The following is a 21,019-nucleotide window of genomic DNA, read 5'->3' as shown; positions in this document are numbered from 1 at the left end:
CGAAACCTGGATCGAGACACAGCTTGTGCCGACACTGTCGCCCGGCGATGTCGTCATTCTCGACAATGTCGGTTTCCACAAAAGTGAACGAGCAGAACAGTTGGTCAAGGCCAAGGGAGCGTGGCTGCTCTTCCTGCCGCCCTATTCGCCGGACCTGAACCCCATCGAAATGGCGTTCTCAAAGCTCAAGGCGCTCTTACGAAAGCGAGCCGCCAGAAGCTTCGACGCGCTTGCCCAAGCCCTCGGTGACATCATCAGCCTCTTCTCCGTCACCGAATGCCGAAACTTCTTCAAAGCCGCAGGATATGAGGCTGAATAAATGCGACATGCTTTAGGATGGCTTGGCGGATGGGTGGCGTCGGCGCGGCCCGTAAGACGAGGTTTCAAGGGGTGCGCGCGAAAGGGATCAAGTGAGAGAACGAAGACGGTAGGCTCCAGCAGACCCGCAAAATCCGGCCCCGTCGCCTCAACGAGCTGTCCGTATTGCGGCAAGGCGTGGCCATGCTGAACGGGCTGGGCTTGGCTCGCCAAGATCCGGCATTCGTGGCGCGTGCCAGGCATTGGGCCGGATGCATCGGCTGAAGCCGCTCATGGCATAATTGTAGAGATGACGAAAATTGTCATATTCCCATCAAGTCTAATCGGCTATCGCTTATAAGTTTATCCCTATTTATCGTATTTCAATAACTTCTTTTTTATGAATAATGGGCTTGGGGAATTTGATTCTGGGAACGTCGATGGCGCAGTGCGGCAAGGCGTCATGAGAGGTGACCATTGTATACGCACATCACGGCAGAGCCGGCCTTCGTTGATCTGGTTTTTTGATCGGCATGATCATCAGCTTTGCAAATATCAAGGGCGGTTCCGGCAAGACGACCAGTTCGGCGCTGCTCATTTCAGGCCTGATCGAGCGTGGCTATCGCGTCGCAGCTCTCGACTGTGACCCGCTGTGGACGCTTCACGAGTGGTGTTCGACGGCAGGACCAAGCAGGCTGTCCTCCGCACGCGCCGAAAAGGCGGCCGATATCTCGCGCCATCTGGATCAGTTCAAACGGCAAGCCGATTTCATCGTCGTCGACCTCTCCGCCGCAACCGACGTGATGAATGCGCTGACCTTCGCGCTCTCGGATTTCGTGGTCGTGCCGATGCAAGGCTCCGCCGTCGATGCACGGGGCGCCATCCACACGCTCAATCTCTTGAAGCTGGTGGAGGAAAACCGGCGGATGGTGATCAAGTCGTCAGTTCTGCTGACGCGGCTCAATCCTATCGTGCTTACCCATTCCGCCAAGCATGTGAACCAGGTCATCGCCGAGCAGAAGATCCCGTTCCTGGACGCGGCCATCCTTGAGCGCAGCGCCTATCGCGACATGTTCATGAAGATGGAATCATTGTTCGGCGCTGAAGATCCTCGGATCCACAATCTGGAAAAAGCTCGCCGCGACATTCTATACCTCACAGATGCGGTGCAGAAGCGCCTGGCCTCCTGAGTTGGGGAGGACGAGAAGAGAGCCTCGAACCCATTCCGACCTTTGGTCTTAAGCTCTAGGCTTGAGCATGCAGGACGCCGGCGAGCCCGGCGAGTGCTGTTTGGCGATCCGGCCAACAATAACGCAGCGTCTCGATGGGCGGACAATCAGCGCGCTCGGTCATCCAACGCTCGCCGATGACACCGCCCAGGCGATCATAAAGCGCGCAGGCCTTGCGGTTTTCGGCAAAGGCAGTGAGATGCACAGGGCGATCGCGGGCGTCTTCCGGCAGATCGACAAGTCCCGCCCGGAAGAGCTTGCGGCCCAGCCCCTGGCCGGCAAAAGGCGTGTCGACATAGAGATTATGCAGATAAACGCCCCAAGGATCCTCCGGCTTCAGTACGAAGCAGGCAAAGCCTGCCACGAGCCCCTCCTCGCTTTCAGCGACACGGATCAGAACGTTGGGTGCCGCGCCGGTTTCCACGATACGGTCCTGCCAAAGCGCCTGCTTCTCGACTGGCACGACCTCCAGGAGATATGTCGCCGGGAGAAAATGCGCATAGGTGCGCTGCGACTGGCGAACATGGATATCGGTGATGGCAGCGCGATCGTCGAAGCGAACAGGACGGATGGCCAAGGACATGTGACGGCGCTCCAGATAGGTGCAAAGGCGGCATTCACCTTGGGCATTGGCAATCTCGGCAGGCGTTCGTCATGCCGAGATCGAGGCTGTGGGTTCAGGCCGGCAGCAAGGTCTTGAGGTCGGTTGCAGGGTCGGCCAACCGGTCTTTGTCCGGGGTAACACCCATCTCGATCAGCTTCTTACCCGTGACATAGGCCTTGGCATCGTTCAGCGCGTCGACGGCGATCAGCCGTCCCGAGCGGAAATACCAGACGGACACCGCGCCTTCGCGCGCACCCGGCCGCGTCAGCGTCTCGTCATGGCCGAGGCCAAAGCCGGCGATCTGCAGCTTGACGTCATATTGATCCGACCAGAACCAGGGCTTGGGCCGATAGGGCTCGGTGCTTCCTGCCAGGTGCGCGGCGACGGCTTCTGCCTGATCGACCGCGTTTTGCACCGATTCCAGCCGCACAGCCATGTCGTCGAAGGGCACCAGGGCACAGTCTCCCATGGCGTGGATCGCGGGATCGTCCGTGCGGCCGAATTCATCGACGAGAATGCCGTTGCCGCTGCGCAGACCCGATTCCCGGGCGAGATGGTCATTGGCCGAGACACCGATGCCGGCGATCACGAGATCGACGGGCAGAACCGTGCCATCGGCCAGATGGGCGGCCACTACCCGTCCGTCCCGTCCTTCAAGATGGGAAAGCGCGGCCCCTTCCCGCAGATCCACGCCACGCGCCCGGTGGATGCCTGCGACGATCTTCGACGTTGCCGCAGCGGCGACGCGCTGGAGAATGCGGTCGGCCATCTCGATCAGCGTCACCTCCAGCCCCTGCATGCGGGCCACCGCCGCTGCTTCCAGCCCGATATAGCCGCCGCCGATGATCAACGCATGCCTGCCCGGTGCCATCGCCTTGGCCAGCCGGTCGGCATCGTGAAAATCACGCAGGGTGAAGACGCCGTCGAGATCGCCGCCGATGGCCGGTGCCAAGCGGCGGGGCGTTGCTCCGGTCGCTAGCGCCAGCACGTCATAGGCAAGTTGCTCACCGCCATCGAGCAGCAGGCGCTTCTCGGCCCTGTCGATGGCGGCAACGCGGGTCGACAGGCGCAGGTCTATCGCATTGTCGGCATACCAGCTTTCGGGGCGGAACTGCAGCCGGTCGAGCGTCATCTCGCCGAGGAGATATTTTTTGGAGAGCGGTGGGCGCTGATAGGGTGGGCTTTCTTCGGCCGAGACGAGCGTGATCGCGCGCCGGTCGCCCAGCGCCCGTAGCCGGGCGGCCAGCGCAAAACCGGCTTGTCCACCACCCACGATCACCAGCCGCCCGTCAGCCTTCACCACCATCTCGGTCTCGCCTCTCGTCCGTGTCAGGGCTTTGCCGGCACGTCCATGCCGATCTTGACGGCCGGACGCGCCAGTGCGCGATCCACCCATCCCAGCACATTGGGGAAGCTGGCATAGTCGAGCACATCGGCCGCGCCATAGAATTTGCGTGCGCCTTCGACCCAGGGGAACGTCGTAATATCGGCGATGGTGTAGTCCTCGCCCATCAGCCAGCTGCGGCCTTCGAGCCGTGCTTCGAGAATCGACAGCAGGCGCTGGGATTCGTCGCGATAGCGTTCCATCGGATAGGAATTGTTGGCGACCTTGTCGGCGGCGAATTTGAAGAAGTGGCCGAACTGGCCAAACATCGGCCCGATACCGCCCATCTGAAACATCACCCAGGCCAGCGTCTCATAGCGGCCATGCGCATCGGCCGGGATCAGCTTGCCGGTCTTCTCCGCGAGATAGACGAGGATCGCGCCGGATTCGAACAGGCCGATCGGCTTGCCGTCGGGTCCATTGGGATCGATGATCGCGGGGATACGGCCATTCGGATTGAGCGAGACGAACTCCGGGGACTTCTGCTCATTGGTGGAAAAGTCGATCCGGTGTGCGTCATAGGCCAGCCCCAGCTCCTCCAGCGCGATCGCGATCTTCACGCCGTTCGGCGTCGGCAGCGAATAGAGCTGGATCGCCTCCGGGTTCTTTGGCGGCCAGCGCTTGGTGATGGGAAAGCTCGAGAGATCGCTCATGGGGCGCTCCTAGGTCGAAAATTCCGTCGCCCGCATGTTTCGCGACGGTAGAGGGACGTGGCCGGAAGATTGCGCGCCGAAGCCGCGAGGTGGCAAGCCGGCTGCGCCATTATCCACCGCGAACCGCCGCTTGAAAATGCGGCGCGCCGCCCTTGCGCCAAAAGCCTTCCTCCGTGGTGTCGAGAAACTGTCGGAACAAGGTCCTCGCCTCCTCCAGCCGCACACCACCTGTGATATCGACCTCGCGCTCCGCATGGCGCGGCGGGCTGGGCGCAAGCCGAACGGCCGCGCAGCCGCCATAGGCATCCGGCATGGCATAGACCAGCCGGGAAATCGGCAGATGCAGCAGCGTGCCGAAACACATGATGCAGGGTTCCAGCGTCGTATAGAGCGTCAGCCCATCACCGCGCTGGTGGGAATAAGGACTGACGAAAACCGAGCGAAAGAGGTTCATCTCCGCATGGTCGAGATGGTTGCTCGCCATTGTCTTGTGCGCGCGGCCGATGACCTGCCCTTCGCCAGTCGCCAGAACGGCGCCAACGGGAAAGATGCCGGCTTCAAGCGCGAGGGAAGCCTGCGCCAGCGCCTCGCCCATCAGTGCGGCGTCATCGGGTCGAACCGTCCCATTCATCTTCCAGCCTCTCCTCTGGTGTCCTGCGCGCCCTCCGATTCTCCCATGGCAGAAGCCCAGCGGCAGCAGAGAAAGCGCGGAACGTTAGACGGGCCTGATATTCCACACAGACCGGGCCGCTGTCTACAGTGCCGCGCCCACCCGGCTGACGATCTCGGCCACGCGCGCGTCGCCGTCATGCGCCGGCTTGCGGGCGCGCACCAGGCAGGCTTCGGACTTCAGGATCACGCCATCGGCCAGCACCTTCAGATGGTTGGCCCTTAGTGTCGCGCCGGTGGAGGTGATATCGACGATGATATCGGCTTGGCCGGCGGCCGGCGCGCCTTCGGTGGCGCCTAGGCTTTCGACGATGCGGTAGAGCTGGATGCCGTGGCGCTGCGAGAAGAACTGCTGGGTCAGCCGCCAATATTTGGTGGCAATCGCCAGCCGGCGACCATGGCGCGCGCGGAAATCGGCGGCGACATCGCCGAGATCGGCCATGGTCTCGACATCGAGCCAGATCTCGGGCACGGCCACGACCACATCGGCAGCGCCGAAGCCGAGGCGGGCGCAGAAGTCGACGCGGGTCTCGACATCGCTCATGCCCTCGCGCACGAGATCTTCCCCGGTAATGCCGAAATCGACCGTGCCGGCGGCAAGCTCGCGGGCAATCTCAGAGGCCGAGAGATAGGCGACCTCGACCCCATCGAGCCCTTCGATCCGACCGCGATAGGAGCGGTCATTGCCGACCGAGACGATGGACAGCCCGGCCTTGTCGAACAGCGCGGCCGAGGCCTCCTTGATCCGGCCCTTGGAGGGGAGCGCAAGGGTGATGGTCATGGCGCGGTCCTCTTGCCTGCGGGGGCGAGCGCCGCCTCGACCCGGTCCAGCCACAGCGCGAAGCCAACGGCGGGAATGTGATCGGCGGCGCCGAGCAGCGTCATCATCCGGTCGAACCGACCGCCGCCAGCCAGAACCTCATGCTTGCCCCGCTCCGTCACCTCGAAGACGAGGCCGGTGTAATAATCCAGCGGGCGCCCGAAGGCGGCACGCCAGGTGATGTCGGCCAGCGGCGCACCGGCATTGGCGAAGGCCGCCACGCGCGCGTCGAAGCCGGCAATGGCATCGCGCAGCGGCAGGCCGGCGGTGCGGGCGAAATCGGCCAGCACCGCGGGCGCGTAGCGCAGGCTGACATTGAGCGAGAGAAATTCCTTCAGCGCATCCAGCTTGGCCTTGTTGAGCGAAGCATCGGCCACCTGGCGCTTCTCCTTCAACCGGCGCACGATCTCTTCAGGCGCGCGGCTGGCATTGGTGAGCGTGCCGGTGCGGGCCATCTCGGCCTCGACATGGGCGATCAGGCCGGCCTCATTGCCGGCCTCCAGCAGCGCTTCGACCTCATCCGGCAGACCGGCCATCGGTGCGGGCCGGGCGAGACGAGCAATCATTGCATCGAGCACATCCTGCTGGCCGAAGGCGCGCACCAGCCGCCTCTGCCAGCCGGCGGGCAGGCCGAGCGCGGCCACCACGGCCTCGAACACTGCCTGGTCGCCGATCGTCACCGTCAGGCTGCGGCCGGGCAGAATGCGCCCGAGACAGCCGAGCGCATCGGCCACCACGCGGGCATCGGCGCTGGCGAAATTGCGGTCGCCCAGATCCTCGATGCCGGCCTGATAAAATTCATTGCCGCCCTCGCGGCGCTGGCGAAAGACCTGGCCGAGATAGGAATAGCGCTTCGGCGTGCCGGTCGCCGTTTCGATATGGCGCAGGCAGACGGGAATGGTGAATTCCGGCCGCAGGCAGAAGCTCTCGCCGGTCTCGCTTTCGGTCAGGAAGATACGCCGGCGCAGATCCTCGCCGGCCATATCGAGAAAAGGCGCGGCCGGCTGGATCACGGGCGCATCTACCCTTTGAGTCCGCCGACGGCCAAATTCGTCGAGAAGCGCGCCGGCGAAATCCGGCATGTCGATCAGGGGCATGAAATCACCGCGCCAGGATTTGCATCAGCTCGATGCGGTTTTCAAAAGGGTCCTGCACATGCAGACGGTCATAACCGTCGAGCGGCACATCGTGCTTGACCGGAATCCCAGCCTCAGCGAACCGGACTTCCATCGCAGCGAGATCATCGACCAGAAGTGCCGGGTGGGCCTTGCGGGCCGGCCGGAAATCCGCTTCCACGCCGAGATGCACGCGTGCGCTGCCGGCCTTGAACCAGCAGCCGCCACGCCCGGCCAGAGCCGCCGGTTTCTGCTCCTCGGCCATGCCAAGAAGGCCCGCATAAAAGCCGCGCGCGGCCTCTTCGCCGCCCTCGGGCATGGCGAGCTGCACATGATCGAGCCCGAGAATGCTCATGCGCCGGCCCGACGGCGGTCTTCGGCCTGAGCCGCGAGCATGGCCTTGACCTTCTCGACCAGCTCGGCCTCCGGCACCGTCTCCTGCGCCACCCGCGCCTCGCGCCAGGTGGCATTGTCCTCGATCTCGCCGGAGAGCCGCTTGCCCTCGATCAGATCCTTGATCTGGACCACGCCTTGGGCCCGCTCGTCGCCGCCCTGGATGATGGCGATCGGCGAGCCGCGCCGGTCGGCATATTTCAGCTGATTGCCGAACTTCTTCCAATTGCCCTGATACATCTCGGCGCGGATGCCCTCGGCGCGTAGCGCCTGGGTAAAGCGCTGATAGCGGCCCATGGCCTCGACATCGCCATCCATGACGGTGACCAGAACCGGACCGAGCACATCGTCATTGCCGAGCTTGCCGAGGTTCTTCAGCGCGGTCATCAGGCGGGAGACGCCGATGGAAAAGCCGGTGGCCGGCACCGGCTGGCCCATGAAGCGCGAGACCAGCCCATCATAACGCCCGCCGCCGCCGACCGAGCCGAAGACGACCTTCTCGCCCTTTTCATTGGTGACGTCGAAGGTGAGCTCGGCTTCGTAGACGGGACCGGTGTAATATTCGAGGCCGCGGACGACCGAGGGGTCGATCCGAACTCTGATTGGTTCGTCCTTTCCATTGTATCCAGAGGCATATGCCAAAGTAGCGATCCTCGTCAGCTCATCATAGCCGTCAAACGCGCCACCCCCGTGATGAAACAGTGCTCGCTGGTCGGGAAAAGTCTTTTCTATACGCTGAAACATGGCATCGACATAACCAAGCGCCAGTGCGTTTTCTAAACCTACAGCGTCGATTTGGTGACCTTTGCGATCATCACCAAAGGAATTAAGGGGAGCCATTTGCTGGCTCATAAACATGGGATTATTTTTCCCGACTCCTGCGACCGCAAATGCACCGGTCTGGTAGCTTAAAAGTGGTTCCAAACAATAGATCTGTGCTGGATCAAGACCTGCACCCTTGGTAAAATCGCCGCTCTCATCCTTGCGGCCCTCGCCGAGCAGCAGCGTCACGCCCTCAGGGCCGAACTTGTCGAGCTTGTCGATAGCGCGCAGCACATTGAGCCGCCGCCCGGCATTCTCCTCGCCGCCGAGCCCGATCGCCTCCATCACCCCGTCCAAAACCTTGCGGTTGTTGACCCGGATCACATAATCGCCGCGCTTGATCCCGAGCGCCTCCAGCGTATCGGCCATCATCATGCACATTTCCGCATCCGCCTGGACGCCGGGCGCGCCGACAGTGTCGGCATCGAACTGCATGAACTGGCGGAAACGGCCCGGGCCCGGCTTCTCGTTGCGGAAGACATAGCCGGCGCGATAGGTGCGATAGGGAAGCTGGATCTCCTGGAAATTCTCCGCGACATGGCGGGCGAGCGGCGCGGTCAGGTCATAGCGCAGGCTCATCCACTGGTCGTCGTCATCCTGCAACGAGAAGACGCCCTCGTTCGGACGGTCGCTGTCGGGCAGGAACTTGCCGAGCGCATCGGTATATTCGAACAGCGGCGTTTCCACGGGGTCGAAGCCGTAACGCTCATAGACCGCGCGGATCGTCTCGATCATCGCATTGGTGGCATGGATATCGGCGGCGCTGCGATCGACAAAGCCGCGCGGCAGGCGGGCCTTCAGCTTCTGGGGTTTCTTCTGCTTGTCGCTCATGATCGTCATCCACCGTTTTGGCCTTGCGGAAAGGCCGAAAATTGAGCGGTTTCTTAGAGGATGGCGGCGGGAGCGGCAAGGGCGAAGGCTGGATGCGGCCCGCCGGGACTGGTATATTCGAAGCCTTCAGAGATAAAGGGCCAAGCCATGAACACGCGCGTGACCATCAGCATGCCCGAGGAGATGCACCGCCTGATCCTCAAACATGCGGCCGAAGCCGGCGCCGAGCCGGACAGCTATATGATCGAGGTGCTGGAACAGCATTTGGAAGACCTGCACGACGTCGCTTTGGCGGAAGCGGCGACGGCGCGGATCAAGAGCGGCGAAAGTAAGCTGATCAGTTCGCAGGAGATGTGGGGTGACATGGACGATTGAGTATGATCAGCCTGTACAGAAGTTCGTCCGCAAGCTTCCTACCGATCACCAGAAACGGATCAAAAGCTTTCTGGAGCATCGTCTCGCCACGCACGAAAACCCGCGCCAGTTGGGCATTGCCCTGAAGGGCACCGAGCGCGGAGGGTATTGGCGCTATCGTGTCGGGGATTACAGCGTGATCTGCGAAATCTACGATCATAAGCTCGTGGTGCTGGTGATCGAGATCGGCCACCGCCGCGAGATTTATCGCTAACGGCACGCCTTCCCTATCGGTGCGACTTGCGCAAAACTGGCCGTTCCGCAGGCGCTTGGCCGCCCCCACACTCTGGAAATCGCCGCCGCCTTCCTCTATCGCCGTCTGATGATCCTCGAAGCCCTGAATTATGCGGCCACCGCCGCCCTCACCCCTGCGGCTTTCCGCCCCTTTATCGGCGGATCGATCCGGCTGTGGGCGCGCGCGCGGCGTTGCGCCAGGGATTGGGCGCCGCACGAGGCGCAATGCCATCGGGCGGTGGAGGAGATGGTCGCCACGCTCAAGCAGCGACGCACCGTCGTGGTGCTCGGCTCCGGTCTTCTGCGCGATGTGCCGGTCAAGACCCTGTCGCGCGCTTTCGATACGGTGGTGCTGGTCGATCTCGTGCATCTCGCCAGCGTACGCGCCTGGCTGACGCTGAACGGCATTCGCAATGCCAAGCTGATTTCGCGCGATCTGTCGGGCGATCAAGAGGGCGTCAACAGTGCTGCCGAGCCGCTGGCCTTTCTGCGCCAGGTGCCGACGCTCGATCTGGTGATCTCGGCCAATATCCTCTCGCAAATGCCGATCGGCCGGCGCCGGAGTTTCGAGGCGCGCAACCTGCCGGTGGACGAGGCCGCACTTTCCGGCATCATCGCCGCCCATCTTCAGGGGCTTTCCATGCTGCCCTGCCGCCGGCTGCTTTTGACGGACACCGACTACACTGTCCGCAATCGGCAGGGACAGGTGCTCGAACATTTCGACCTGCTGCTCGGCCAGCCGGCGCCGGCAGCATCTCGAAGCTGGGCATGGACCGTCGCCCCCTTTGGCGAGGAAGGTCGCGAGATCGAGATCATCCATCGGGCGATTGCGGCCGAGGATCCCGGTACGCCTGCGCGAAAAGAGTGAGCGCCGGCGCGGCATGTCGCCGGTGCGATGCTGGACCGTCCAGCTTGACCGCGCAGGAGAAGGAGCCGTTGATTTGCCCGGACCGCCGCGCTAGCTGATTGTGGATGGTGCGCCTCGCTTCACTCCTGATGATGCTTTCCTGGATGGTCTTTTCGGCCATGCCGGCGCTCGGCATGCCGATGGCGAGCATGGCCTCACGAGAAAACGACGGGAACCGTATCGTTCAGGTACAGACGCCGCACCACCACGCCATGCCGTCCGATGTGGCTTCTGTCGCTCGATCCGAGCAGGCCGGCGCGAAGCCCGACTGCCAAGAGAGAGATTGCGCGGGCAGCCCTTGCTGCGCAAAGCATTGCCTGATGGCCGCCTGCGCCGCCTGCGTCTCCGTGCTGCCCGAGAGCGTTCAGATCCGGCGGATCGCCGCGCCGCTGACAGCGCCCTGGCCTGCGCATCTGGCGAGACTCGTCGATCATCGCCTTCCGCCTGCGCAACCGCCGCCACGTCTTGAACGCAACGGCGCGGCCAGCGTCGCCTTGCACACCACGACGACCTGCATCTGAGCCTGCCAGCAAGAAGCGGATGGGTCGGTGCATCGACCCCGTTTGAAACTGGGCGTCCTCGGCCGCGCGTGCTTCATCCCAAGCATGATCAATCGACAGACCATTTCCCAATTCAAGGCCATTTCCCAATTCAAGGAAGGACATTCCATGTCTGCAGCCCACACCCTGAAAACCCTCGTCGCCTCCAGCCTGATCGCCTCAGCCCTTCTCGCCGGCGGCACGGCCCTCGTTTCGGCCGAGGATATGAAAAGCCACGCCTCCATGGCGATGTCGGCCAGCGACGCGCCGTCGACGCAGGCCTTCAAGCAGGCCAATATGGCCATGCACAAGAAGATGGACATCGAATACACCGGCCGGCCCGACGTCGATTTCGTCCGCGGCATGATCCCGCATCATGAAGGTGCCATCGCCATGGCCCGGATCGAGCTGGAACACGGCAAGGACCCCGAAATCCGCAAGCTGGCCGAAGCGGTGATCAAGGCGCAGGAAGCCGAAATCGCCGAAATGAAGGCCTGGCTCGCCAAGAACGACAAGTAGCATCGGCGCGGGATGGCGGCTTTGTCGCCATCCCGTTGAATGCCTGTCATCGCGTGGCAGACGTGCCGCCCCCTCTCGCGGGCCGACAGGTGGCCGTACTGCAGGCGACCCGCTTGTCAGGGGCGTAAAAAGGCAGCGCGCTCGGTCTCGACCTCGGCGCGGCAGCAGCAGCCCTCGACGTGATCGTTGACCATGCCCATGGCCTGCATGAAGGCATAGACGGTGGTGGGGCCGACAAAGGTCCAGCCGCGCTTTTTCAGATCCTTGGAAAGGCGGATCGAGGCCTCCGTCTTCGGATTGGCGATCAGCGCCTCATAGGTCACGCTGGCGGGCCGCTCGGCCTCCTTCGGCTCGAACTGCCAGAGATAGCGGGCGAGCGAGCCGAATTCCGCGCGCAGTGCCTGGGCGCGGCGGGCATTGTTGATGGTGGAAACGATCTTGCCGCGATGGCGTACGATGCCGGCATCGGCCAGGCAGCGCGCGATGTCGTCCTCTCCGAATTCGGCGACGCGGTCGATATCGAAACCGGCAAAGGCGGCGCGGAAGCCCTCGCGCTTGCGCAGGATGGTGAGCCAGGACAGGCCGGATTGAAAACCTTCCAGGCACAGCTTTTCAAACAGTCTCGTATCATCCCACACCGGGCGGCCCCATTCGACGTCGTGATAGTGCCGGTAATCGGGCAGATCCATCTGCCAGATGCAGCGCACCTGGCCGTCCGTCCCGCGTGAAAGCCCGCTCGCCAGCGCCTGATCCATCCATGTTCCCCTTGCAAACCAGCCTGCCATGCAGCCGGGCACGATCAGGCCTTAACAGCCTCATGCTCCTTTTAACCGGACCTGCACCATGCCGCCACACCGGTTGATAACCTTACCGCATGGTTTGCCTGCATCAAAAGGGGACGGGCCGCCACCCGTTTACCTCTTGGTGGGTTTTGCAATGGGAGGCTTACGGTCATAGGCGGCCGGGCCGTCACAGCAGAGTGCGTGCCGGTTGCGGCCGGATCGACCTGCCATCCGCATGAGGCGAGGACAAGATGACGACGAGGTTTCTGCCAGAACGTGCCAAGGGGCCGTTGACCTCCTTCAACCCCATGAAGACCGAGCGCACTGCACGACGGCTGAAGGAGATGGCGCTGACGGCAGGGCTGCTTGCGGCGACCATCCTGCCGGCTCATAGCGCGGAACGCTATGGCACCCGGCCGCCGGTGATCGTCAGCCCCGACCTGACCGCGCCCTGGCTGATGCAGCTGGGCGGAACGCCTGATGCCCCGGCCGCCGCCAGCCAGCAGCCTGCCCGAAAGGTGGCCCCGGCGCCGCGCGCTGCCTTTTCGCTGCCGCCGGTCCGCGTCCGCCCCCAGCAGGTGATAGCCGCCCGACCGCAAGCACCGGCCTCACGGCTCGATCCGCAATTTCTGCCGCAGGTCGTCGCCTATGACAGCCAGGAAAAGCCGGGTTCGATTATCATCGATACCAACAACCGCTTTCTCTATCTGATCACCAGCGCAGGCCAGGCGCGGCGCTATGGCGTCGGGGTGGGCAAGCCGGGCTTCGAATGGGCGGGCGCGCATCGCATCACCCGCAAGGCCGAGTGGCCGGACTGGCATCCGCCGGGGGAGATGATCAGTCGCGAAGCAGCCAGAGGCCATTATCTGCCAGCGTCCATGGAAGGCGGCCCTGCAAATCCGCTCGGGGCTCGCGCGATGTATCTCGGCTCGACGCTCTACCGCATTCACGGCACCAACGCGCCCTGGACCATCGGCTATGCCGTCTCGTCCGGCTGCATCCGCATGCGCAATGAGGATGTCGTCGATCTCTATGAACGGGTGAAAGTCGGCACGCGCGTCATCGTTCAATAGCAAGACTGAGGGGCACGCGGGATGGTGCGTTTCGCGCCCACCCCTGTCCTGTTTGTGCATCGGCAAGCTCAAACCCGTGTCTTTCCCGTCACAAGGCCGGTAATCTATTCGGATTCCGGTCTGCGCGGATGTGAGTTTCCATGGCATGTGGCTCCGGAATGTGCAGCGATCTTGCCATGACCACCTGTATCGACCCCGAGACCTGATGGATTGCAGTCAACGATGGCATGCAGGAGAGAGGATGCCCCGCGTTTCGGCATCGCCCAGCTCCAACCTGATCGACCTTTAAACAGGCCAGGGTGCGGCTGACACGAAACGCGCGAAAGGAAGGGAGAGCGAGCGGATGCGATCGCCGCGCTCCGAGAGCCCGTATTGAGAGGAGAGGATACAGAATGAGAATGCCCCAGCGGATCGCCGCCGCAATCGCCCTGACGGCAGGCCTGCTTCTGCCAACGCTTGGCTCTGCCGCCATGCCGCTTGCCGCCAGCACCCCGGCGACATCGCACAGCGCCGTCGTCAAGGTGTCCGTTCAGGATCGTAAGCCGGCCCGCCAGTTCTGGCGCACCAAGGTCCGCCTGCGCACCGACGAGGCTCCCGGCACCGTGATCGTCGATACCAACAACAAGTTCCTGTATCTGGTCGAGGGCGGCAATCGCGCAACGCGTTATGGCATCGGCGTTGGCCGCGAGGGCTTCGGCTGGTCGGGTGTCGTCCAAGTCGGCCGCAAAGCGGAATGGCCGAGCTGGCGTCCGCCGGCGGAGATGATCGTACGCGAGCGCAAGAAGGGCCATATCCTGCCCGAGGTGCAGCCCGGCGGCATCGACAATCCGCTCGGCGCACGCGCGCTCTATCTCTATAAAGGCGGGCGAGACACCGTCTTCCGCATTCACGGCACCAACCAGCCCTGGACGATCGGGCTCAACATGTCGTCCGGCTGCATTCGCATGATGAACGAGGACGTGACCGATCTCTATGCCCGCGCCCCTGTCGGCACGAAAGTGATCGTCATCGGTCCGGGCAACAAGCAGGGCGAAGTCTCCTACGACGATCGCGGGGTCGACATCCTGCGCACCCTGTTCGGCGGCTGATTCGAACCGATGCGATGACCTGCCGGGCACAGCACCCCGGCAGGTCAGCTTGAGGGATTGCGTGGCAGATCCCCGCTGGCCGATGTTGCAGGATTGTCATCCCTTCATCAAATCCGTGCGTCAGTGCGGGAGGCCGGCGCCCCCTTCCTTGCCTTGTAAAGCCTTGAGTTGTTTTCCCTTTCCCGCGATCCGTTCGCGACGCTGCTCCCAGCGTCACTCTTGCGCGCGCCGGAACTGTCACAGACCAGTCACACGTCGATTCTAGGCCATCTGAAGCCGCCTGGAATGGATGTCGCCGATGTTCTCCGCCCTTCGCCTGCCCTGCTTCCTCCTGCAGAGCCTCTTTGCCTGTGCGAGCTTTGCCGCATCGGCACAGGCCGAAATGGTGTTGTCGACCTATGGCGGCGTGCAATGGGCAGCGCCCGGAACGGTCGAGACATCCGATGGGACGCGATTTTCGGCCGATTGGGAAGGCCGCTCCTTCAAGAGCCCGCCCTATTATGGCTTTCGGGGCACTTGGTGGCTGACCGATCTCGGCCTGCCCGAGGCCGGCATCGCGCTGGATTACGCCCATGCCAAGGTCTATGCCAATGACGAGACCTTTGCGCGCACGCGGGGCTGGACAAGGCTGGAATTTACCGATGGCCTCAACCTGCTGACATTGAACGGTTTCTACCGATTTCAGGACGCCGCCCGCGACTGGACGCCCTATCTTGGTCTGGGCGCCGGCATCAATATTCCGCATGTGGAGGTGACCCGGCCGAGCGGACGCCGCTTCGACTATCAGCTGGGCGGCGCGACGCTTCAGGCCCAGGCCGGCATCGACTACAGGTTCACCGCGCGCTGGTCGGCCTTCGCTGAATACAAGGCGAATTATTCCCTGGTAAATGTCGATATCGACAGCGGGGCGGCGCTGAAAACAGATGTCGTCACTCATGGCATCAATTTCGGCATCAGCCTTCACTTCTGAAAAGACAAAGCTTTAGCCTTAAGGTGCCGGGATTAAGGCGATCGGAACTTCAATATATTATAATACTTTTTCTATTCTTTACATTCAAAATCTCGAAAATACGCCACCTCGCAAGTCTCGCTCAAGCATAGACTGTTAATTATATAAGAGTTGTAAGAGTAAATTTTAAACAACCTCAAGTATACTCTAGAGGATCGCCGGGATCATCGCCACTCTATAGTCCGCCCTTCGATTGGCCTCAGCGAAGCCAGCAAACTCTTTCGCCGGCTTCCTTTTGCAGCTCATGCGCTAGCAAAGGCTAACGCACAAATTTTCAACAGAATTTTGCCCGAATTGGCAATCTCTGAGGCAGGCGATGGAGGCTTGGAAAAACGATCGGCATCCTGATCCGGCTAATTTTTTTCCGGCGTGGAAAAATTCCGGATAAAGTCTGCCGGTGACGCTTTTGGATGCGGTCAGGACGCTCCTGCCTCTATGCAAGGCGCCACGCATACCTATATATAGGGCTAACGTGGGCATCGCTGCTTTAGCTTTCGCTTCACCTGAAAATACTGCGACACTGCGCAGATCACCTTATCCCCGCCGGACACCCGTGAGAAGGACCGACATCGACTTCGGAAGGACGAAACAATTGACGATCTTCAACCGGTTGGCCAGCGATATGCTGTTGATGTTCCGCCGCCCCGCGCGAATGCAGTGTGCCGCCTTGTGCTATCGGTTCCATAAGAAGACGGGCGAGCCGGAGATGCTCGTCATCACCAGCCGCGATACCGGCCGCTGGGTCATCCCCAAGGGATGGCCGATGGAAGGCAAGACCTCCGCACAGGCCGCCGCGCGCGAAGCCTATGAGGAAGCCGGCGTGAAGGGCATCGTCAGTGAAGAGATGGCGGGCTCCTACATGTATGAGAAGGGCATGAATGGCGGGCTGAAAGTACCCTGCCGTGTCCAGGTCTATCCGCTTGTCGTCACCGATATGTTGAAGCATTTTCCCGAGCGGGGCAGCCGCAAGCTGGACTGGGTGTCCTTTGCAGAGGCCGCAGCCCGCGTGGCGGAACCGGGCCTGAAAGCCTTGATCGAACAGTTCGACAAGGAGCTGACGGCAACGATGCATCAAGGTGCGGCAACAGGTCTTTCGGCCTGACGGTTCTCGTCAGCGGTTCGCACCTCTCTTGATCCTCTCGCTGACTGCGTAGGCCGCAGTCGGCGTCATCCGGGCAAGCCCCTCCCCCCGCATCCTGCAATGTCATTCGCTATCCCACGCAGCTCCTTTTTCCGGGTGGATCGTCCGGCCAAGACGGTGCGAGGCCTTTGCGCATGCTTGTGATGGGTGTGAAACCGCGCCCGGTGCTCAGCCAAGAGGGCTGATCCCGAGGCGCTTGCGCGCATGGGTGGCTTATGCTTCACGCTGGCGAGATGGAGATGGCGCGCTCGGCTGCTGCGGCGCGAACATGCATTCGTCGTTCTGTCTTGGCATCATGCCGCAATAGACTGTGTCCTGCCCGAAGACGAACGGTCGACATGGGCGGCGTTCGAAGATTGTGACCGGCCCCGCCGTGCTGCCTGACGCGGACGGGAAGACCTTGTGAGATTGGGAGACCCCGCCCGTGGGCAAACACGCGCCGGTATTGGAAAAGCCGACACTCGATAAAGAGCTGGACAAGCTGATGCTTGCCGAGCAGGCGGTCTATCATGTGCGCCGGTCGTCGACCTGGATCGGCTTTGCCGCCGTCTTCCTGCTGATCAGCGCGCTGTTCGCCTATAGCTACACGGCGGGTCAGCCGGGCACGGGCATCATCATCGCCGCCGCCGCCATGGCCGCCTACATGGCCATGAATATCGGCGCCAATGACGTGACCAACAATGTCGGCGCAGCCGTTGGCGCCAAGGCGATTTCCATGCGTACCGCGCTGATGATCGCCGCCGTCTTCGAAATCGCCGGCGCCGTCTTTGCCGGAGGGCGCATCACCTCCACCATCGAAAGCGGCATCGTCCATATGAACGACATGCCGAGCCGCGACACCTTCATCTGGGTAATGATGGCGGCGCTGACCTCGGCAGCCATCTGCGTCAATATCGCCACCTGGTCGAGCGCGGCAATCTCCACCACCCATTCGGTCGTCGGCGGCATTCTCGGCGCGGGCATAGCCGCAGCCGGGTTCGGCACCGTCAACTGGGTGTCGCTCGCCTCGATCACGGCAAGCTGGGTCGTCACCCCCTTTCTTGGCGGGGGGATTGCCGCCCTGCTTCTCGCCTTTATGAAGATCAAGGTGTTCTACCGCGAGGACCGGATGGCAGCCGCCGGCTTCTGGATCCCGATCGTCATCGCCCTCATGATCGGCACCTTCACCGTCTATTTCGCGCTGATCTGCATGGACAGGGTGGCGCGGGTACCGGCCTCCTATGGGTTGGCCGCCGGTCTCACGACGGGCCTGGCCACCTATCTCCTCTTTGCCGGGCGCATCCGCCAGGAAGCAATGACCCTGGATGACAACAAGCAGGCGCTGCGCCGGCTGTTTCGCGTGCCGCTGATCCTGTCTGCCGCGCTTTTGTCCTTCGCGCATGGCGCCAATGACGTCTCCAACGCCATCGGGCCGCTTTCGGCCATCGTGTCCGCCAGTGCCGGATTCCTGCCGGAGCCTTATACGGTCGTTCCGCTCTGGGTGACACTGATCGGTGCGCTCGGCATTTCGCTTGGCCTGTCGCTTTATGGGCCGAAGCTCATCTATGTCGTCGGCGTCGGCATCACCAAGCTCAACCCGATGCGCGCTTTCTGCGTGGCGCTCGCAACCGCGCTGACGGTGCTGCTGGCGGTCGCGATCCGCATCCCCGTGAGCACCACGCATACGGCCGTCGGCGCGGTCTTCGGCATCGGGTTCTTCCGCGAATGGTTCACCCGCAATTCGCAGCTGCGCGTGGAATTTGTGCGCCGCAAGACCGGGCAGAGCGAGTTTCGCCAGCGCGACGAGCCAGGGCCTGACGAGACGCAGCGCCGCCGGCTGGTGCGCCGGTCGCACTTCATGACCATGGCGGCCGCCTGGGTGGTGACCGTGCCGGCCTCCGGCCTGTTGGCCGCTCTGCTCTATCTGGTCTTCAGGGCCGTCTTCTGAAAACCAAATTGACAAGGGCGTGGCGAGGAGCCGAAGCCTTGCCGCACCAGGGACGGCAGTCCCTCCCGTTCACTCGGCAAAGAGCCTATCGCTTGTCCCCAGGATCGTGTTCATGAGAGCCAATTTTCGCATGCAGCGCCTGTTCGTCGAGGCGGCCCTTCATCAGGATGCGGCTTTCGAGGCCAATGGCGACCAGTTCAACTATCTCGCCAATGTGCTGCGGCTGGCCGAAGGCGCCGAGGTGCTGGTCTTCAACGGGCGAGATGGCGAATGGCGGATGCGGCTTGCCTTTCCGACGCGCAAGCGGTTGCAGCTCATCGCTATCGAGCAGACCCGGCCGCAGCCTGACGCGGCCGATCTTCACTATCTCTTCGCGCCGCTGAAGACCGGACGGCTGGATTATCTCGTCCAAAAGGTCGTGGAAATGGGCGCCGGGCGGCTACGGCCCGTCATGACGCAGCATGTGCAGGGGCGCATCACCAGCCTGGAGCGCGTGCGCGCCAATGTGACGGAGGCGGCCGAGCAATGCGGTATCCTTGCAGTGCCAAGTGTTGACGAGCCCGTGCGGCTCGACGCCCTGCTTCAGACCTGGGAGCCCGGACGCCGGCTGATCTTCTGCGATGAGGGCGCTGCCGGCGACAATCCTCTGCCCTTGCTGCGCACCATCGAGGAGCGGTCGCTGGCGCTGCTGGTCGGCCCGGAGGGTGGCTTTTCGGAGGAAGAGCGGCGGATGCTGCACGCCCTGCCCTTCGTTACGGCCATTCCGCTCGGCCCCCGGATCCTGCGTGCCGACACCGCGGCGGTGGCGGCGCTGGCCGTGATCCAGGCCACCATCGGCGACTGGGGATAAGGCCTTGGCGTGGCCGAGGAGGGTGATGCCGACGCAGATTTCGCTCTTCGTACAGCTGGACATCGTGCATCAGAAATCGAGCGAAAACAAACCTTTCCAGATCGATAGACCGGCATAGCGGCCGGGTCGGGCGAGCATGAAAGAAATTCACTTGCTTAATGTGCGCCCGAAATGTCAGACAACCTCACCCGGCGCGCCTGAGGCAGGCAGCACCCGTGTTCCCGGCTTTCGGAAGAGACCCACATGGCCCGAGATACCACCGACTTCACGCCGATTTCGTCCCTTGCGGACCTGACCGACTATCTGGCCGGCGGCGCCAAGCCGAAGGATGCGTTCCGCATCGGCACGGAGCATGAGAAATTCGTTTTCTTCAAGGCGGATCATACGCCGGTCCCCTATGAGGGCGAGGCCAGCATTTCCGCGTTGCTGAAGGGCCTGGGCGAGAAGACGGGCTGGGAGCCGATCATGGACGGGCCGGCGATCATCGGTCTGTCCGGCCCGGAAGGGCGCGGAGCGATCTCGCTGGAGCCGGGCGGTCAGTTCGAACTGTCCGGCGCGCCACTCGAAACGCTGCATGAGACATGCCGCGAATCCAACCGGCATCTGGCCGACCTCAAGGCCATTGCCGATCCGCTCGGGATCGGCTTCCTCGGCATGGGCGGCAGCCCGAAATGGCGCTTCGACGAAACGCCGCGCATGCCGAAATCGCGCTACGACATCATGACCCGTTATATGCCGAAGGTTGGCAGCCACGGGCTGGACATGATGTATCGCACCTGCACCATCCAGGTGAATCTCGACTTTTCCAGCGAAGAGGACATGCGCCGCAAGATGCAGGTCTCGCTGAAGCTGCAGCCTCTGGCGACCGCGCTCTTTGCCGCCTCACCCTTCACCGAGGGGCGGCCGAACGGCCTGCTCTCCTGGCGCGGCGAGATCTGGCGCGACACCGACAACCAGCGTGGCGGCATTCTGCCTGCCGCCTTCCGCCCCGATTTCGGCTATGCCGACTATGTCGAATGGGCGCTCGACGTGCCCATGTATTTCGTGGTGCGCGACGAGCGCTACCATGATTGCACGCATATCACCTTCCGCCAGTTCATGAACGGCGCGTTGAAGGGCGAGATTGCCGCGTGGGAGCCGACGCTTGGCGACTGGACCAACCATTTGTCCACCCTGTTTCCCGATGTGCGGCTGAAGCGCTTCCTGGAAATGCGCGGCGCCGATGGCGGGCCGTGGCGGCGCATCTGCGCCCTGCCGGCCTTCTGGGTCGGCCTGCTCTATGACGAGGAAGCGCTTGCGGCGGCTGAGGATCTCACGCGCCGCTTAAGCTATGGCGATGTGATCACCATGCGCGATCAGGTGCCGTCGCGTGCACTGAAGACCGAGGTCAACGGCCTGTCCATGCTCGATCTCGCGCGCGAGGCGCTGGCCATCTCGCGCCAGGGCCTGAAGGCCCGGGCAAGGCTGAATGCCGAAGGTCTGGACGAGACGCATTTCCTGGCGCCGCTCGACGAGGTGGTCGCCCGCCGCTCGACCATGGCGGAGGAGATGTTGAACCTTTACCACAGCCGCTGGGACCAGTCGGTCGAGCCCGTCTTCGAAGAGTTTCAATATTAGGCGAACCTGACGAAAATCCGGCAAAAGCTGACGGCGAAACGTCCTGCGGCGAATGCGCTGTTTTCCATTCAGACTTTGGCGCTATATTGCAGAGCACCACGT

Annotated in this window: 23 protein-coding genes; 14 read left to right on the top strand and 9 right to left on the bottom strand. The window is 62.7% G+C overall.

All coding sequences use genetic code 11. The annotated features are described in order from the left end of the window. Nucleotides 1-319, top strand: a 319-nt coding sequence (locus tag BMX61_RS16975) for a transposase (RefSeq protein ID WP_139198954.1), incomplete at its 5' end; no start/stop codon positions are given. Nucleotides 320-830: 511 nt separating this feature from the next. Beyond that, a complete protein-coding gene (locus BMX61_RS16970) occupies nucleotides 831-1,487 on the top strand; it encodes a ParA family protein (RefSeq protein ID WP_139198953.1) in 657 nt (218 codons plus the stop codon). A 55-nt stretch (nucleotides 1,488-1,542) separates the two neighbouring features. On the opposite strand, the gene BMX61_RS16965 is transcribed toward BMX61_RS16970, so the two are convergent. The 8 genes from BMX61_RS16965 to BMX61_RS16930 form a co-directional block, all read right to left on the bottom strand. Beyond that, nucleotides 1,543-2,109 carry a GNAT family N-acetyltransferase gene (locus tag BMX61_RS16965; RefSeq protein ID WP_075629253.1) on the bottom strand — a complete coding sequence of 189 codons (567 nt, stop codon included), beginning with the start codon at nucleotides 2,107-2,109 and terminating at the stop codon, nucleotides 1,543-1,545. Between the two features lie 94 nt (nucleotides 2,110-2,203). Beyond that, nucleotides 2,204-3,436, bottom strand: coding sequence for an NAD(P)/FAD-dependent oxidoreductase (locus tag BMX61_RS16960; protein WP_075629254.1), 1,233 nt, complete (start codon nucleotides 3,434-3,436; stop codon nucleotides 2,204-2,206). A gap of 23 nt (nucleotides 3,437-3,459) precedes the next feature. Then, nucleotides 3,460-4,167: a glutathione binding-like protein gene (locus BMX61_RS16955; RefSeq protein ID WP_075629255.1), complete on the bottom strand. Its 708-nt coding sequence runs from the start codon at nucleotides 4,165-4,167 to the stop codon at nucleotides 3,460-3,462. Between the two features lie 109 nt (nucleotides 4,168-4,276). Beyond that, nucleotides 4,277-4,798 (bottom strand): nucleoside deaminase, encoded by a 522-nt coding sequence (locus BMX61_RS16950; RefSeq protein WP_075629256.1) that lies wholly within the window; start codon nucleotides 4,796-4,798, stop codon nucleotides 4,277-4,279. Nucleotides 4,799-4,921: 123 nt separating this feature from the next. Further along, a complete protein-coding gene (gene hisG / locus BMX61_RS16945; protein WP_075629257.1) occupies nucleotides 4,922-5,617 on the bottom strand; it encodes an ATP phosphoribosyltransferase in 696 nt (231 codons plus the stop codon). Next, nucleotides 5,614-6,753 carry an ATP phosphoribosyltransferase regulatory subunit gene (locus tag BMX61_RS16940; RefSeq protein WP_075629258.1) on the bottom strand — a complete coding sequence of 380 codons (1,140 nt, stop codon included), beginning with the start codon at nucleotides 6,751-6,753 and terminating at the stop codon, nucleotides 5,614-5,616. Before BMX61_RS16940 ends, hisG begins: the two co-directional genes overlap by 4 nt. Before the next feature lie 4 nt (nucleotides 6,754-6,757). Then, the gene (locus BMX61_RS16935) at nucleotides 6,758-7,126 is read right to left on the bottom strand and encodes a VOC family protein (RefSeq protein ID WP_075629259.1); all 369 of its coding nucleotides are present in this window, start codon (nucleotides 7,124-7,126) and stop codon (nucleotides 6,758-6,760) included. Then, a complete protein-coding gene (locus BMX61_RS16930; RefSeq protein WP_075629559.1) occupies nucleotides 7,123-8,817 on the bottom strand; it encodes a histidine--tRNA ligase in 1,695 nt (564 codons plus the stop codon). Before BMX61_RS16930 ends, BMX61_RS16935 begins: the two co-directional genes overlap by 4 nt. A gap of 147 nt (nucleotides 8,818-8,964) precedes the next feature. Here BMX61_RS16930 and relB point away from each other — a divergent pair, with 147 nt between their 5' ends. From relB to copM, 5 genes are all read left to right on the top strand, one after another. Further along, the gene (gene relB, locus BMX61_RS16925) at nucleotides 8,965-9,192 is read left to right on the top strand and encodes a type II toxin-antitoxin system RelB family antitoxin (protein WP_210186289.1); all 228 of its coding nucleotides are present in this window, start codon (nucleotides 8,965-8,967) and stop codon (nucleotides 9,190-9,192) included. Next, the gene (locus BMX61_RS16920; protein ID WP_075629260.1) at nucleotides 9,176-9,445 is read left to right on the top strand and encodes a type II toxin-antitoxin system RelE family toxin; all 270 of its coding nucleotides are present in this window, start codon (nucleotides 9,176-9,178) and stop codon (nucleotides 9,443-9,445) included. Before relB ends, BMX61_RS16920 begins: the two co-directional genes overlap by 17 nt. A 108-nt stretch (nucleotides 9,446-9,553) precedes the next feature. Next, nucleotides 9,554-10,333, top strand: coding sequence for a hypothetical protein (locus BMX61_RS16915; RefSeq protein WP_075629261.1), 780 nt, complete (start codon nucleotides 9,554-9,556; stop codon nucleotides 10,331-10,333). A gap of 104 nt (nucleotides 10,334-10,437) precedes the next feature. Then, nucleotides 10,438-10,893: a hypothetical protein gene (locus tag BMX61_RS16910; protein ID WP_139198952.1), complete on the top strand. Its 456-nt coding sequence runs from the start codon at nucleotides 10,438-10,440 to the stop codon at nucleotides 10,891-10,893. A 147-nt stretch (nucleotides 10,894-11,040) separates the two neighbouring features. After that, the gene (gene copM, locus BMX61_RS16905) at nucleotides 11,041-11,430 is read left to right on the top strand and encodes a CopM family metallochaperone (protein ID WP_075629561.1); all 390 of its coding nucleotides are present in this window, start codon (nucleotides 11,041-11,043) and stop codon (nucleotides 11,428-11,430) included. Between the two features lie 116 nt (nucleotides 11,431-11,546). Here the strand turns inward: copM and BMX61_RS16900 are convergent, their stop codons facing one another. Further along, entirely contained in the window at nucleotides 11,547-12,185 is a 639-nt protein-coding gene (locus tag BMX61_RS16900; protein ID WP_075629263.1) for a DNA-3-methyladenine glycosylase I, read from the bottom strand. A gap of 371 nt (nucleotides 12,186-12,556) precedes the next feature. Between BMX61_RS16900 and BMX61_RS16895 the strand changes: the two genes are divergently transcribed. The 7 genes from BMX61_RS16895 to BMX61_RS16865 all read left to right on the top strand — a co-directional run bounded on the left by BMX61_RS16895 (nucleotide 12,557) and on the right by BMX61_RS16865 (nucleotide 20,917). Beyond that, entirely contained in the window at nucleotides 12,557-13,285 is a 729-nt protein-coding gene (locus BMX61_RS16895; RefSeq protein ID WP_075629562.1) for a L,D-transpeptidase, read from the top strand. A gap of 392 nt (nucleotides 13,286-13,677) precedes the next feature. Continuing rightward, entirely contained in the window at nucleotides 13,678-14,373 is a 696-nt protein-coding gene (locus BMX61_RS16890) for a L,D-transpeptidase (RefSeq protein WP_075629264.1), read from the top strand. A gap of 298 nt (nucleotides 14,374-14,671) precedes the next feature. After that, the gene (locus BMX61_RS16885; protein ID WP_075629265.1) at nucleotides 14,672-15,343 is read left to right on the top strand and encodes an outer membrane protein; all 672 of its coding nucleotides are present in this window, start codon (nucleotides 14,672-14,674) and stop codon (nucleotides 15,341-15,343) included. 631 nt (nucleotides 15,344-15,974) lie between these two features. Beyond that, nucleotides 15,975-16,484 (top strand): NUDIX hydrolase, encoded by a 510-nt coding sequence (locus BMX61_RS16880; RefSeq protein WP_092742863.1) that lies wholly within the window; start codon nucleotides 15,975-15,977, stop codon nucleotides 16,482-16,484. Between the two features lie 463 nt (nucleotides 16,485-16,947). Next, the gene (locus tag BMX61_RS16875; RefSeq protein ID WP_075629266.1) at nucleotides 16,948-18,450 is read left to right on the top strand and encodes an inorganic phosphate transporter; all 1,503 of its coding nucleotides are present in this window, start codon (nucleotides 16,948-16,950) and stop codon (nucleotides 18,448-18,450) included. A gap of 112 nt (nucleotides 18,451-18,562) precedes the next feature. Further along, nucleotides 18,563-19,300: a 16S rRNA (uracil(1498)-N(3))-methyltransferase gene (locus BMX61_RS16870; RefSeq protein WP_075629267.1), complete on the top strand. Its 738-nt coding sequence runs from the start codon at nucleotides 18,563-18,565 to the stop codon at nucleotides 19,298-19,300. Nucleotides 19,301-19,543: 243 nt separating this feature from the next. Next, nucleotides 19,544-20,917: a glutamate--cysteine ligase gene (locus tag BMX61_RS16865; RefSeq protein ID WP_075629268.1), complete on the top strand. Its 1,374-nt coding sequence runs from the start codon at nucleotides 19,544-19,546 to the stop codon at nucleotides 20,915-20,917. The last annotated feature ends 102 nt before the right edge of the window (nucleotides 20,918-21,019 follow it).

The sequence above is a fragment of the Xaviernesmea oryzae genome, from assembly GCF_900109605.1.
Lineage (GTDB): Bacteria > Pseudomonadota > Alphaproteobacteria > Rhizobiales > Rhizobiaceae > Xaviernesmea > Xaviernesmea oryzae.
The sequence above is the reverse complement of the archived record's forward strand: the minus strand, read 5'-3'. Positions and strand labels throughout refer to the sequence as shown.

Excerpts from the sequence above, each read along its gene's own strand:
- BMX61_RS16970 (WP_139198953.1), top strand. The coding sequence starts at position 831 with ATGATCATCAGCTTTGCAAATATCAAGGGCGGTTCCGGCAAGACGACC.
- BMX61_RS16965 (WP_075629253.1), bottom strand. The coding sequence starts at position 2,109 with ATGTCCTTGGCCATCCGTCCTGTTCGCTTCGACGATCGCGCTGCCATC.
- BMX61_RS16960 (WP_075629254.1), bottom strand. The coding sequence starts at position 3,436 with ATGGTGGTGAAGGCTGACGGGCGGCTGGTGATCGTGGGTGGTGGACAA.
- BMX61_RS16955 (WP_075629255.1), bottom strand. The coding sequence starts at position 4,167 with ATGAGCGATCTCTCGAGCTTTCCCATCACCAAGCGCTGGCCGCCAAAG.
- BMX61_RS16950 (WP_075629256.1), bottom strand. The coding sequence starts at position 4,798 with ATGAATGGGACGGTTCGACCCGATGACGCCGCACTGATGGGCGAGGCG.
- hisG (WP_075629257.1), bottom strand. The coding sequence starts at position 5,617 with ATGACCATCACCCTTGCGCTCCCCTCCAAGGGCCGGATCAAGGAGGCC.
- BMX61_RS16940 (WP_075629258.1), bottom strand. The coding sequence starts at position 6,753 with ATGCCCCTGATCGACATGCCGGATTTCGCCGGCGCGCTTCTCGACGAA.
- BMX61_RS16935 (WP_075629259.1), bottom strand. The coding sequence starts at position 7,126 with ATGAGCATTCTCGGGCTCGATCATGTGCAGCTCGCCATGCCCGAGGGC.
- BMX61_RS16930 (WP_075629559.1), bottom strand. The coding sequence starts at position 8,817 with ATGAGCGACAAGCAGAAGAAACCCCAGAAGCTGAAGGCCCGCCTGCCG.
- relB (WP_210186289.1), top strand. The coding sequence starts at position 8,965 with ATGAACACGCGCGTGACCATCAGCATGCCCGAGGAGATGCACCGCCTG.
- BMX61_RS16915 (WP_075629261.1), top strand. The coding sequence starts at position 9,554 with ATGATCCTCGAAGCCCTGAATTATGCGGCCACCGCCGCCCTCACCCCT.
- BMX61_RS16910 (WP_139198952.1), top strand. The coding sequence starts at position 10,438 with ATGGTGCGCCTCGCTTCACTCCTGATGATGCTTTCCTGGATGGTCTTT.
- copM (WP_075629561.1), top strand. The coding sequence starts at position 11,041 with ATGTCTGCAGCCCACACCCTGAAAACCCTCGTCGCCTCCAGCCTGATC.
- BMX61_RS16900 (WP_075629263.1), bottom strand. The coding sequence starts at position 12,185 with ATGGATCAGGCGCTGGCGAGCGGGCTTTCACGCGGGACGGACGGCCAG.
- BMX61_RS16895 (WP_075629562.1), top strand. The coding sequence starts at position 12,557 with ATGGCGCTGACGGCAGGGCTGCTTGCGGCGACCATCCTGCCGGCTCAT.
- BMX61_RS16890 (WP_075629264.1), top strand. The coding sequence starts at position 13,678 with ATGAGAATGCCCCAGCGGATCGCCGCCGCAATCGCCCTGACGGCAGGC.
- BMX61_RS16885 (WP_075629265.1), top strand. The coding sequence starts at position 14,672 with ATGTTCTCCGCCCTTCGCCTGCCCTGCTTCCTCCTGCAGAGCCTCTTT.
- BMX61_RS16870 (WP_075629267.1), top strand. The coding sequence starts at position 18,563 with ATGAGAGCCAATTTTCGCATGCAGCGCCTGTTCGTCGAGGCGGCCCTT.
- BMX61_RS16865 (WP_075629268.1), top strand. The coding sequence starts at position 19,544 with ATGGCCCGAGATACCACCGACTTCACGCCGATTTCGTCCCTTGCGGAC.